Source organism: Streptomyces sp. NPDC040610, assembly GCF_055594065.1.
This window is the reverse complement of sequence record NZ_JBVIXA010000009.1, coordinates 291,591-303,790: the sequence shown is the minus strand read 5'-3', so window position 1 is coordinate 303,790 and position 12,200 is coordinate 291,591. Positions and strand designations below refer to the sequence as shown.

Sequence of the window (12,200 nt, the reverse complement as noted above, 5' to 3'; positions counted from 1 at the left end):
CATCGTCCGCGCATGCCATCGGAGGCTGTGATGCCCGGGTTCGCCAACGCGCTACTGATCCTTGCCGCAGTCGCTCTCGTCGTCATACGCCAGACGCAGCCGCAGCGCATGACCGGCTCCAAACGCTGGTGGCTGGTGCCCGTGGTGCTCGGCTACGTCGGCCTCAAGGGCTCCGGTGTCGTCGACACCCAGCATGAGACGGCCTCCCTCGTGCTGCTCGGCGGCGAGATCGTCGTGGGGCTCCTGATGGGCGCCGCCTGGGCCTGGACCAGCCGCGTCTGGACCGAGCAGGACGGGTCCGTGTGGACCCGTGGCACCAAGTCCACGGCGGTCGTCTGGGTCGTCGGCATAGCCGCACGGCTCGGGCTCATGGGGGCAGGCCTCCTCATCGGCATCCACCAGGGCTCCGGCGCGCTCCTGGTCGCCCTGGCCGCCTCGCTGCTGGTGCGCGCGGGCATCCTGGAACTGCGGGCCCAGGCCCTGCGCCCGGCACGGGCCCTGACCGGCGGCGTACGGTGACAAAATGCCCACACTGAGGGGGACAGACCTCGCCGGCCCCGGGGCTCCCCGAGGGAGCGGGCCGTCCGTCACGCGTGACACCTGGACGCGCTGGCCATCGCGAGAGGCCCTGTCCAGCGAGAGGATGACGTGCCCCCGGCGGTTGCTCAGCTGGCTCGTGCGCGCGGTGTTCATCGGCCTGCTGCTCTGGAGCACCCTCTTCCGAGGCGGAGTCCCGGGCTGGGGGATCGCGCTGGGGTTGGTCGCCATCGTCGTCTGCGGGGCAGCCCTCGTGGTGTACTTCCGCGCCACGTTGGAGCAGCGGTTGTGGCTGTCCCTGGGGTCGCTCGCTCTTGTCCTGACGGTGGGCTTCGCGGCCCACGCGACCGGCTTCGACCTTCCGGCGGCCGTGCTGTGGTGCGCTGCCGCCATCATGTCGATGGAGCGGTTGCCACTGGGGGCAGCTGTGATCGCGACAGGGGCGGCCCTCGCGGCGTTCGCTCTGGTGAATGAGGACCCCTGGCCGACGACGGCGGCCGTGACCGCGGGGCTCGCCCTCGCCGGGTATGTGCTGCGGCTGGACGCGGAAGCCCGGGGCAGCGCCCAGCAGTTGCTGGCCCAGGAGCGTGCGGCACGCGTTGCCGAGGCCGAGTCGGCGGCGTTGGCCGAGCGGGGGCGGATCGCCCGGGAGATCCACGATGTGCTCGCGCACAGCCTGTCCGCCCAGCTCGTCCATCTGGAGGCGGCCAGGCTGTTGATCGAGGGCGACGGCGACCGGCAGCAGATCCTCGGGCGCGTGGTGGCCGCCCGGTCCATGGCTTCGGAAGGACTGGCCGAGACGCGGCAGGCACTGTCCGCGCTGCGTGGTGAGATGACACCGGTGGAGGACTTCCTGCGGGAACTGGTGTCCTCGGACGGGGCATCGGTGGCGGTCACAGGGGAGCGGCGGGCCCTGACGGCAGAGGCGTCCCAGGCGGTGCGTCGCGTGGCTCAGGAGGCGTTGACGAACGTGCGCAAGCACGCGAGGGGGGCCGAGGTGACGGTCCTCCTCGAGTACGGGGAGGGGGAGGTGACGCTGGACGTGCGGGACTCGGGCGGTTCGCCGGGCGAACTCGCGGCTTCGGGAGCCGGGTACGGTCTGCTGGGCATGCGGGAGCGCGCCGAACTGCTGGGCGGCTCACTGGAGGCAGGTCCGGAACAGGAAGGCTTCGCGGTGCGGTTGAAGGTGCCGGGATGACGATGGACGACGGGTCCCCCGAGGCTGGTGTCGCCGGTCGGCGGGGCACGGGCAGTGGTGGTGAGGGCGTGGTTCCGCGGGGCGCGGGCGATGGTGGTGGTGTCGGCAGGCCGCCCGCGCGGGTGGTCGTGGTCGACGATCAGACCGTGGTGCGCGAGGGGATCGTGATGCTGCTGGGACTGCTGCCGGGCATTGAGGTCGTCGGTGCCGGGGGTGACGGCGAGGAGGCGGTGCGGCTCGTCGCGGAACTCTCGCCGGACGTGGTCCTGATGGACCTGCGCATGCCGCGCTGCGACGGGGCGGAGGCCACGCGGCGGATCCGGTCGCAGTATCCGGGCACGCAGGTCGTGGTGCTCACGACGTACGCCGACGACGAGTCGCTGTTCCCGGCGCTCAAGGCCGGGGCGCGGGGCTATCTCACCAAGGACGCGGGCGGTGAGGAGATCGTGCGGGCCGTCGAGGACGTGCTCTCGGGGGACGCGGGGCTCTCGCCGAAGATCCAACGGCGCCTCCTCGAGCGGCTTTCGGAGCCCGTGGAGGCCACGCGCCCGGCGGAGCCCCCGGACGGACTGACTCTGCGGGAGACGGAGGTGATCGCTCTGATCGCGGAAGGGATGACGAACCAGGAGATCGCGCGGGCGCTGCACGTCTCCACCGCCACGGTGAAGACCCACATCAACAACCTCTTCGCCAAGGCGGGACTCAAGGACCGTGCGCAGGCGGTGCGTTACGCCTACCGGCACGGCCTCGCGCAGCCGCCGGGCGGAACGCGGGGGTGAGGAGCTTCCGTCACCTGATGGGGTGAAGAGCAGGGAGAGAAGAGTCACGGATCTTCCCGATCTGCCCATCCTTGGGCACGCGGCCGGATCAGGCCGCGGACAAGGAGAGTTCGGTGGAGAAGCACGACGGCCGCGACGCCGGGCGGGTCCGACCCGGTGATCTGAAGGATCCGTGGTACGACGAGCTGGCCTCCGGATGGGGCGAGCTGGACGGCACCGGCGCACCCACGGCGCCCGCAGTACCGGCGCCGGCCGCCGTGCCGGAGCGGAGTGCCGCCGACATCTATCTGGAGGTGCAGGCGAGCGCGGCCTTCCAGGAGGTGCGCCGTCGGTATCGACGGTTCGTGATCCCCGCCGTGGCCGCCTTCTTCACCTGGTACGTGGCGTATGTCGTGACCGCGACGGCGGCGCCGGGCCTGATGGCGCGCCCCGTCAGCGGAGCGGTGAACGTCGCGATGGTCGCGGGCCTCGCGCAGTTCGCCACAACGTTCCTGCTGACGTGGGCGTACGCACGGCATGCCCGACTGCGGCGGGACAAGGCGGCGCTCGATCTGCGGTGGGCCGTGTTCGAGCAGAAGCGGGAGCAGGAACTGCGCCAGGGGGCCGAGCGGTGACGGGGGATCACCAGACTCTGGCGCTGGTCCTGTTCGGGGCGTTCGTCGCGGTCACGCTGGGGATCACGACGTATGTGAGCCGTCACCGGCACGGCTCCGCGGAGGAGTTCTACGCGGGCGGTCGGTTGTTCTCGCCCATGGAGAATGGTTTTGCCATCGCGGGCGACTACATGTCGGCGGCCTCGTTCCTCGGTATCTCCGGGCTGATCGCGCTCTACGGCTACGACGGGCTGCTCTATTCGGTGGGCTTCCTGGTGGCCTGGCTCGTCGTGCTGTTCCTGGTGGCCGAACTGGTGCGCAACTGCGGGCGGTTCACGCTCGCCGACGTGGTGGCGGCGCGGATGCGGGAGCGTCCGGTGCGGATCGCGGCGGGAACTTCCTCGGTGACCGTGTCCGTTCTCTATCTGGTGGCGCAGATGGTGGGGGCGGGCTCACTGGTCGCGTTGCTGCTGGGCGGGACGAGCGAGGCGGCGCAGACCTGGACGGTGATCGGCGTCGGCGCGCTCATGGTCATCTATGTGTCGATGGGAGGGATGCGAGCCACCACGTGGATCCAGATCGTCAAGGCGGTCCTGCTGATGGCCGGGGCCATCGCGCTCACCGTGCTCGTGCTGATGCGCTTCCACGGCGACTTCGACCAGTTGCTGCGGACGGCCGCCGACCGCAGTGGGCATGGCGCGCAGTTCCTGGCGCCCGGGCTGAAGTACGGCGGGGACTGGACCTCGCGGTTCGACTTCATCAGCCTCGGCCTAGCGCTGGTGCTCGGCACCGCCGGACTGCCGCACATCCTGTCGCGCTTCTACACGGTGCCGACCGCACGCGCCGCCCGCCGCTCGGTCGTCTGGTCCATCGGTCTCATCGGCAGCTTCTACCTGATGACGATCGTGCTCGGCTTCGGGGCGGCGGCGATCGTCGGGACCGACGCGGTGCGTGGCTCGAACGCGGCGGGGAACACCGCGGTTCCGCTGCTCGCGCTCGATCTGGGCGGCGGTGCGGACTCCACGGGCGGAACGGTTCTTTTCGCGGTCGTGGCCGCCGTCGCGTTCGCCACGATCCTCGCCGTGGTCGCCGGGATCACGCTCGCCTCCTCGGCGTCCGTGGCCCATGACCTCTATGCCTCGCTGCGGCGCAAGAACGCCAAGCCGCGCAGCGAGGTCGCGGTGGCGCGGGTCGCGGCGGTGGGGATCGGCGCGGTCGCGATCGCGCTCGGCCTGGTCGCCCGCGACCTCAACGTCGCGTTCCTCGTCGGCCTGGCCTTCGCGGTCGCGGCGTCGGCGAACCTGCCAGTGCTGCTCTACTCGCTGTTCTGGCGGCAGTTCACCACACGGGGCGCCGTCTGGTCCGTCTACGGGGGGCTGCTGCCCTCGCTGGTGCTCGTGGTGTTGTCGCCCGTGGTCTCCGGAAGCCCGAACTCCCTCTTCCCCGGTGTGGACTTCCAGTACTTCCCGCTGGAGAACCCCGGACTCGTGTCGATTCCGCTCGGCTTCCTCGCGGGATGGTTCGGCACGGTCACCTCGTCGGACCCGGCGGACAAGGCCAAGCACGCGGAGACAGAGGTGCGGTCGCTGACCGGAGCGGGCGCCGCATAGCGGGTCAGGAGGAGGACGACCACGCGTAGCGGTGTTCCGGGCGGCCCGTGTCGCCGTACTTCAGGCTCAGCCGCACACGGCCCGTGCGCTCCAGGAGCTTCAGATAGCGCTGTGCGGTCTGGCGGCTCAGCCCGGTGCACTCCGCCAGCTCCTGGGCGGAGATCGGCCCCTCAGCCGCCATCAGCGCCCTGCGGACCAGCTCCGCGGTCGTGGGGGAGTGCCCCTTGGGCAGCTCCGGCGCCGGTGTGGCCGAGAGGGCACCGAAAATGCGGTCGACCTCGGCCTGCTCCGCCTCGCCGCCACCGTCGAGAGTGCGGCGCAGCGTCGCGTACGCGTCGAGCTTGGCGCGAAGTCCCGCGTACGAGAAGGGCTTGACCAGGTACTGCAGCGCGCCATGACGCATCGCGGCCTGCACCGTGGCGATGTCACGGGCCGCCGTCACCATGATCACGTCGGTGGGGTGCCCGCGCTCACGCAGCGAGCGGACCACGGCCAGGCCCGTCTCGTCCGGCAAATAGTGATCAAGCAGCACCAGATCGACCGGCAGCTCCTCGACGAGGCGCAGCGCCTCGGTGGCGCTGTGCGCGCGCCCGGCCACCCGGAAACCCGGAACCTTCTCCACGTAGGCCGCGTTGACGTTCGCCACGCGCACGTCGTCGTCCACGACCAGAACCTCGATCATCGTGCCTCCTCCGCGGCCACCGGCCGCAGCTCCGCGAGCCCCTCGGGCAGTACGACCGTGAACTCGGCGCCACCGCCGGGCGCCGCACCGACCGCCACACTGCCGCCCTGCCGCTCGGCGAGCCTGCGCACCAGAGCGAGCCCGATGCCGCGCTTCCCGTGCGCAGGCGGCTCCTTGGTGCTCCAGCCCTCCGTGAACACCGACTCACGCTGCTCCGCCGGCACACCGGGACCCGAGTCGCGTACCCGAAGCACCACTGTGCGCCCCTCCGGTCCCTCGGTGCGCAGAGCGACCTCCACGCGCGCGTGCCCGGTGACCGCGGCCCCGGGCCGCAGGGTTGCCGCCGCGTCCAGCGCGTTGTCGACGAGGTTGCCGACAATCGTGACGAGCCCTCCGGGGTCGACGAGCCGGTCGGGCAGAGCGGTGTCCGCCGAGACGGCGAGTGCCACGCCGCGCTCCGCGGCGACGGTCGCCTTGCCGACCAGCAGGGCCGACAGGAGCGGGTCGTGGATCTTCTCGGTGATCTGCTCGGCGGTCACCCGGTGCGCGCCCGCCACCTCGCCCACGAACTCCGCGGCCTCCTCGTACATCTCCAGTTCGAGCAGGCCGAGCAGGGTGTGCATGCGGTTGGCGTGCTCGTGGTCCTGGGCGCGCAGGGCGTCGATGAGGCCGCGTGTGGAGTCGAGTTCCCGGCCGAGCTGTTCCAGTTCGGTGCGGTCGCGCAGGGTCGCGACGGCGCCGCCGTCGTCCGTGGGCATGCGGTTGGCGACCAGAACCCGCTGGCCGCGTACCGTCAGCAGATCGGTGCCGGTGACGCGACCCGACAGGACATCGGTGGTGCGGCCCTCGCCGAGCGCCGCCTCCAGGGACTCCCCGATGGCCTCCGTACCGAGCCCCAGGAGCCGCTGTGCCTCGTCGTTGAGCAGCCGGATCCTGCCGCCGCGGTCCAGGGCGACGACACCCTCACGGATGCCGTGCAGCATCGCCTCGCGCTCCGCGAGCAACGCAGAGATGTCGGAGAACGCGAGGTCACGCGTCTGACGGTGCACCCTGCGCGAGATCAGATAGGCGGCGAGCGCCCCGACGGCCAGCGCCCCGCCCGCGTACGCGAACAGGCTCGGGATCGTATGGATCAGCCGGGCGCGCACGCTGTCGTACTCGATGCCTACGGAGACAGCGCCCACGATCGTGCCGCTCGTGTCCCGCAAGGGCACCTTCCCGCGCGCGGAGCGGCCGAGCGTGCCGTTGTCGATCTCCATGACGTCGCGGCCCGCGAGCGCGTCGCTGGGGTCCGTCGAGACGACCCTGCCCACCTCGTCGCGGTCCGTGTGCGACCAGCGCACACCCTCCTTGTTCATGATCACGACGTACTCGGCGCCGCTGGCCTTGCGGATCCGCTCCGCCGCGGCCTGCACCGGCCCGTCGGCCGAGGGGCGCGAGGAGGCCAGGTCCTGGGCGACCCGGGGCTGCGCCGCCGTCGTCTGCGCGATGGCGAGGGCCCGGCGCATCGCCTGGTCGTCCAGCTGGTCGCTGAGCGGCGCGAGGAAGAGCCCGGTGGCGAGCACGGCGACCCCGGCGGCGATCGCCAGCTGCATCAGCAGCACCTGCGAGAAGACGCGCCGCGGCAGGCCGAGGCGCAGACGTCGGGCAGGGGGAGTCGGGCTCATGTGTACGAACGGTACGGCGAGGGGCGCCCTGCTCCGAAGGGAGTGTGGCGTGGATCTCCCGGGGCCCGTCGGCCGTGCGGCCCTACACGATCTCCCGGACCGCCATCACGTCCATCCGCGCGGGCGACCCCAGCGCTGCCCCGCAGCTCTCCGGGCGCGGCGGCAAGGAGGCACCCTGCGCGACGGTGACCCGCCAGCGCCGGCCGTCGGTGTGGGCGACCGTCACCTCCCAGCGCGGAGCGCCGCCCGTCGTGCTCACGACGCTGAGCGCTCCCGGCGTGTCCTCCCGCGCGGCTGTGCGCACCGCCAGCTCCGCGGCCTGGCCGGGGCGCTCCCATGCGGAGCTGCCCCGGCACCCTTCGGTGACGACGCGGTCCTCACGCACCGCCTGCAGGATCTCCTTGACGGCGTGCGCCCCCGTACGGCCGTACGCGTAGCCGTGCGGCAGGACGAGGAGCGTGGGGGAGAAGCGATGACCACCCAGATGAGTGATCTCCCAGACGCCTTCCTCTCCGGAGGCGGTCAGTTCAGCGGCCAGCGGCCTGCCGAGCAGGGCGCAGCAGCGGTCGCGCTTGCCGTTCGTGCACACGAGCGCCAGCGGCTCGCCCGTGTGCGGTGTGCCGAAACCACCGTGGTCACCCGCGCCGAGCGCCGCGAAATCCAGGTCCAGCAACTGCCGTGGTTCGTCCACCACATGGGAGCGCAGCCAGGCGTTTCCCGGGACGGTGTGGGCTACGTAGACGCGGTGCCGCGCGGGTGTGTGGCAGTCGGCGTGACGCCCCGGGCGCCGGATGAGCGCGACCCGTACGCCGGTCGACTCGGCCGCCCGCTCCAGGGCGCGGCCCACGTCCGGATCGAGATGGCTCGACGTGAGCGCCTTGGCGCCCCAGGGGCCGGGCTGTTCCAGGAGCAGCCAGGTCCTGGCGGTGGCCGCGGTGCCCGGCAGAGGTTCGTCCAGATCCCGCGAGGCGGTCGCGCACGTACTCACGGAGGTGAGCCTAACCCGCGCCCGGACCAGCCGGTTTCACCTGCTGGGCGAGCCGGGCGCGGCGTTCGCGCCGGGTACCTCGGACGAGCCGGACAAGCCCTGCGCCTCCGGCAGCGGCTGGGGCGGCCGCGTCCCGACGTACTGCCCCACGGGACGCATCCGCATGGGCCGCTCCCCGTACTCCTCCAGGGCGTGCGCGATCCACCCGGCGGTGCGCGCCACGGCGAAGACGGCCTCCCCCGCCTCCGCGGCCATGCCGGACGACGCCGTGAGGACGGCGAGCGGGAGGTCGACATTGGCGTGCAGGTCGGTGTGGCGGGCCGTGGTGGCCATCACGTCACGGGCCGCCGCCAGCGCCGGGCCGGCCTTCGGCATCGTCTCCAGGAGGCCGAGCAGCGCCTGTGCGCGGGGGTCCTCGCCCTCGTAGACGCGATGGCCGAGGCCGGGGACGCGGCGGCCCGCGCGCAGCTCGTTCGCGACGACGGGCGCCGCCGTGCCGCGGTCGAGGACCTCCAGGATCATGCGGTGGGCGAGGCCGCTGGCCGCGCCGTGCAGGGGGCCCTCCAGGACACCGAGACCCGCCGACACGGCCGCGTACGGGTGGGCGCGTGCCGATGCCGCGACGCGGACCGCCAGCGTGGACGCCGCCAGGTCGTGGTCCACGAGCAGCGCGAGCGCGGTGTCCAGGGCGTGCAGGGACGCGTCATCGGGCTTGTGGCCGCTGAGGCGTCCCCACAGGCGTCCGGCGAGCGGGCCGCCGTCCCGGTGGGTGGGCAGCAGGGGCGGGAGCGCGGCCACGAGAGTCGGGATCAGGGTGCGGGCCGTGCCGATGACGGCTTCCTCGGAGAGGTCGAAGCGGAGCGGGTCGGATGCTCCCGCGGCGATGGCCGCCACGCGCAGACGGTCCGTGGGGCCGCAGTGCTCCGGGAGCGCGCGCACGGCCAGACGTGCCGAGCCGGACGGCTCCGGGGGTGCCGTGAAGTGGATGCCCGGCCGCAGTACGCCGGTCCACAGCCACTCGGCGACCTCTTCGTAGGAGTGGCGCAGGGCCAGCGCGGCCGCGTCCACGCCGCGGAAGTAGTAGCGGTCCTTCTCGATCAGGGTGATGCGGGTGCGTACGGAGAGTTCGTTGGCCCCGGAGGCCGCGGCGGGCTCGCGCCTGTTCCTGCGGGCCAGTGCCTGGACCTCCTTGGGGTCGAAGGTGCTGCCCCGTGCGCCGGGGCCGCGGCGGCTGCTGAGCTGGCCGCGGCTCACGTACGCGTACACGGTCTCCGGCTTCACGCCGAGGAGTTCCGCGGCTTCCTTGGTGCTCAGGCGGCGGTCTGCGCGCGCGGATGCGCTGTGACCCGCTTCTTGATCCGTCATGGGCGTCACCGTATCCATGTCCCGATATCCGCATCGTCATATTGATTCAATCAATATTGACAGAGCTTCAGTCAAGCATGGACAGTCGAATCAAGTCCAGGGAGGAAGTCGAGGAACAACATGCCGATCAATGGCTCCGCCGCCGCCCCCACCGCTCCCGTCGAGGTCCCACGCGGACTCGCGGGTGTCGTCGTCACCGAGACCCAACTCGGTGACGTCCGGGGGCGCGAGGGCTTCTATCACTACCGCCAGTACTCCGCCGTGGAGCTCGCGCAGACCCGCAGCTTCGAGGACGTCTGGCACCTGATGTTCCACGGCTCGCTGCCGGACGCCGCGCACCGAGCCGCCTTCGCCCAGCAGACCGCCGAGCTGCGGCACCTCCCCGAGGAGGTGCGGGCGGCCCTGCCCGGCATCGCCCGGGCCAGCGCCCTGTCGGGGCCGCTCGCCGGGCTGCGCTCGGCCCTTTCGCTCTTCGGGGCCGCCAAGGGCTTCCGCCCGGTGTACGACATCGACGGTGACGGGCGGCGCGCCGACGCGCTCGCCGCGTCCGCCGTCGTGCCGACGCTGCTCACCGCGCTGTACCGGCTGGGCCAAGGCCTCGACCCGGTCGAGCCGAGTGACGACCTCCCGTACGCCGACAACTACCTCTACATGCTCACGGGTTCACGGCCGGACGCCGACCGGGCCCGTGCGGTCGAGCAATACTTGATCTCCACCATTGACCATGGATTCAACGCGTCCACGTTCACGGGCCGGGTCATCGCCTCGACCGGCGCGGATGTGGCCGCCTGTCTCGTGGGTGCCGTCGGCGCGCTGTCGGGGCCCCTGCACGGTGGCGCCCCGAGCCGGGCCCTGGACACGCTCGACGCGATCGGCACCCCCGACCGCATCGACCCGTGGATCCGCGAACGGGTCCTCGCGGGTGAACGCATCATGGGCTTCGGGCACCCGGTGTACCGCACCGAGGACCCGCGTTCCCGGATGCTCCGCGGGATCGCGCAAGGATTCGGCGGGGACCTGGTCGCGTTCGCGGTCGAGGTGGAGCGGCAGGTCGAGGCGATCCTCGCGGAGCTCAAGCCGGGCCGCGAACTCCACACGAACGTGGAGTTCTACGCGGGCGTGGTCATGGAACTGTGCGGGCTGCCGCGCGAGATGTTCACGCCGACGTTCGCCTCGGCGCGAGTGGTCGGATGGAGCGCCAACATCCTGGAGCAGGCGGAGGACTCGAAGATCATCCGGCCTGCGGCGCGGTATGCGGGGCCGGTCCCGCCGGTTCCGGTGCCCGCGCCGGAGGGGGCGGGGGTCTGAGGCAGCCCCGGGCTTGAGGCGGGCCGGGTTTGAGTCGGCCCCGGGTTTGAGTCGGCCTGGGGCCCGCAGGAGCCGGAAACGGCTGTGAGGCCCGGTGCCGGTCTGGCGCCGGGCCTCACGGAACGCAAGGTCGGTGGGGTGAGCGGAGGAGTTCGTCATCCGGAGGCGGCCTCAACGGGGTGGCCGGAGGACCTCGACGGAGAGGGCGCGGTGAGCGCCGGTCATCACTCCACGCAGCGGGATCAGCTGTTGGGGATGTCGGCCTTCGCACGGACGAGTGTCTCGCGGCTGACGATCACGATGCGCTCATGAGGGGCACGGGCGGCGTCAGGGGGAAGCTCGCCGTCGAGCGCCGCTGTTGCTTCCGTCCCGATGACGGCGAAGTCGCCGCTGCTGAGTTCGAAGATGTCGGGGCAGGTGTCGCCGGCGAGACTGCCACGTTCCCGTGGTGACGCACCGATGCGGCGCACGATCTTCAAGTGGATCCCGGTCCTTGAGGAGTGAACGGTCATGGGTAGGGGGCGGTAGTGGAGTGTCGGTCTGATGGGTGATGCGAAGGTGGTGCGAGAGGAGGGGCTCGGGCGCAAGAAGGGCCGTCGCTCCGGGTTGCGGACGCGCCGCAGCGCCCGCCATCCAAGATGCGGACGACGGGGCGGGGACAGGTTAGCCGCTCCTTATCCCGCCCCGGACACGGGCTGCTCCAACCGGCCCTATTCGGGCGGGGGTTCACCCACCACCCAGAACTCGTCGGTGTCGGCCTCGTCCAAGTCGCGGATCAGAGTGTCCGTCATCCGGCCCACCCGGGCTTCGTCCGAGGAGTCCTTCAGGCTGGCGCGCTGATGGCGGGTGGCGTGCCAGTACTGGCGGAAGACCGGGTTGGTGCAGATCCAGCGCAGGTGGCCGTGGAGCTCCTCCCAGGTGACGACGCCGCTGCGGTAGGCGAGCAACGCGTTCGTGTAGAGCGCGTTGGCGAACAGGAACTGACGCCGCTGCGTGGGCGAGTCTGCTTCCGCGACGCTGTAGACCGCCGCGAGATCGGGATCCTCGATCGCCTTCCGGAGCAGATAGAGCTGGAGTTCCTGCTGCTCGGCCATCATGGCGCGCTGCCACTCGGCGCGCTCCGCCCGGTCCGCCTGTACGCGGAGCTCTGCGTATTTGCGCTGCTGAGCGACCAGGAGCGCGAGGCATCCGGCAGCGAGGGCGAGCCCCGCCCCGGCCACGGAGCAGAGCCCCCCTGTGCCAAGTTTCTGTGTGGTCATGTCAACCCCCGAATCAGGCGACCGTCCGCCGGTCGTCGGGTGCGGGGCGACAGGGTGCGGACCGGCGAGCGATGGGCGGCGCTTGCCGTCTCCCAGGGTGCCGAGCGGCTCTGATCGGCCGGGAGGCGGAGAGGAGGCGCACGGAAGGAAAGGGTGCCCACATTTCCCTGCGCCGTGCCCAGTGTGTGCCCCGCGAGCGCCGCTAACAATCGTT

At 71.7% G+C, this 12,200-nt stretch carries 12 protein-coding genes; 6 read left to right on the top strand and 6 right to left on the bottom strand.

Features of this window, described 5'->3' with window-relative positions; translation table 11 throughout:
• Positions 1–12 precede the first annotated feature (12 nt).
• The 5 genes from ACZ6AA_RS28960 to ACZ6AA_RS28940 all read left to right on the top strand — a co-directional run bounded on the left by ACZ6AA_RS28960 (position 13) and on the right by ACZ6AA_RS28940 (position 4,717).
• Positions 13–519: a DUF1453 domain-containing protein gene (locus tag ACZ6AA_RS28960; RefSeq protein WP_468456207.1), complete on the top strand. Its 507-nt coding sequence runs from the start codon at positions 13–15 to the stop codon at positions 517–519.
• A 124-nt stretch (positions 520–643) separates the two neighbouring features.
• On the top strand, positions 644–1,735 hold the full coding sequence (locus ACZ6AA_RS28955) for a sensor histidine kinase (RefSeq protein WP_471460750.1): 1,092 nt from the start codon (positions 644–646) through the stop codon (positions 1,733–1,735).
• Positions 1,732–2,514 (top strand): response regulator, encoded by a 783-nt coding sequence (locus ACZ6AA_RS28950; protein ID WP_468456203.1) that lies wholly within the window; start codon positions 1,732–1,734, stop codon positions 2,512–2,514. The genes ACZ6AA_RS28955 and ACZ6AA_RS28950 overlap by 4 nt, the downstream gene beginning before the upstream one ends.
• Positions 2,515–2,627: 113 nt before the next feature.
• On the top strand, positions 2,628–3,128 hold the full coding sequence (locus tag ACZ6AA_RS28945) for a DUF485 domain-containing protein (RefSeq protein ID WP_468456201.1): 501 nt from the start codon (positions 2,628–2,630) through the stop codon (positions 3,126–3,128).
• A complete protein-coding gene (locus ACZ6AA_RS28940; RefSeq protein WP_468456199.1) occupies positions 3,125–4,717 on the top strand; it encodes a solute symporter family protein in 1,593 nt (530 codons plus the stop codon). The genes ACZ6AA_RS28945 and ACZ6AA_RS28940 overlap by 4 nt, the downstream gene beginning before the upstream one ends.
• 4 nt (positions 4,718–4,721) lie before the next feature.
• Here ACZ6AA_RS28940 and ACZ6AA_RS28935 read toward each other — a convergent pair whose 3' ends face one another.
• The 4 genes from ACZ6AA_RS28935 to ACZ6AA_RS28920 form a co-directional block, all read right to left on the bottom strand.
• Positions 4,722–5,399: a response regulator gene (locus ACZ6AA_RS28935; protein WP_468456197.1), complete on the bottom strand. Its 678-nt coding sequence runs from the start codon at positions 5,397–5,399 to the stop codon at positions 4,722–4,724.
• Positions 5,396–7,066 (bottom strand): sensor histidine kinase, encoded by a 1,671-nt coding sequence (locus tag ACZ6AA_RS28930; RefSeq protein WP_471460749.1) that lies wholly within the window; start codon positions 7,064–7,066, stop codon positions 5,396–5,398. Before ACZ6AA_RS28930 ends, ACZ6AA_RS28935 begins: the two co-directional genes overlap by 4 nt.
• Positions 7,067–7,148: 82 nt before the next feature.
• Positions 7,149–8,054 carry a sucrase ferredoxin gene (locus ACZ6AA_RS28925; protein WP_468483101.1) on the bottom strand — a complete coding sequence of 302 codons (906 nt, stop codon included), beginning with the start codon at positions 8,052–8,054 and terminating at the stop codon, positions 7,149–7,151.
• Between the two features lie 36 nt (positions 8,055–8,090).
• Entirely contained in the window at positions 8,091–9,419 is a 1,329-nt protein-coding gene (locus ACZ6AA_RS28920; protein ID WP_471460748.1) for a citrate synthase, read from the bottom strand.
• Between the two features lie 120 nt (positions 9,420–9,539).
• On the opposite strand from ACZ6AA_RS28920, the gene ACZ6AA_RS28915 reads away from it, so the two are divergent.
• Positions 9,540–10,727, top strand: coding sequence for a citrate synthase/methylcitrate synthase (locus ACZ6AA_RS28915; protein ID WP_471460747.1), 1,188 nt, complete (start codon positions 9,540–9,542; stop codon positions 10,725–10,727).
• A gap of 242 nt (positions 10,728–10,969) precedes the next feature.
• On the opposite strand, the gene ACZ6AA_RS28910 is transcribed toward ACZ6AA_RS28915, so the two are convergent.
• Both ACZ6AA_RS28910 and ACZ6AA_RS28905 read right to left on the bottom strand, forming a co-directional pair.
• On the bottom strand, positions 10,970–11,206 hold the full coding sequence (locus ACZ6AA_RS28910) for a hypothetical protein (protein WP_289944920.1): 237 nt from the start codon (positions 11,204–11,206) through the stop codon (positions 10,970–10,972).
• Between the two features lie 231 nt (positions 11,207–11,437).
• Complete coding sequence (locus tag ACZ6AA_RS28905; protein WP_471460746.1) at positions 11,438–11,986, bottom strand: DUF6082 family protein; 549 nt, start codon at positions 11,984–11,986, stop codon at positions 11,438–11,440.
• Positions 11,987–12,200 lie beyond the last annotated feature (214 nt).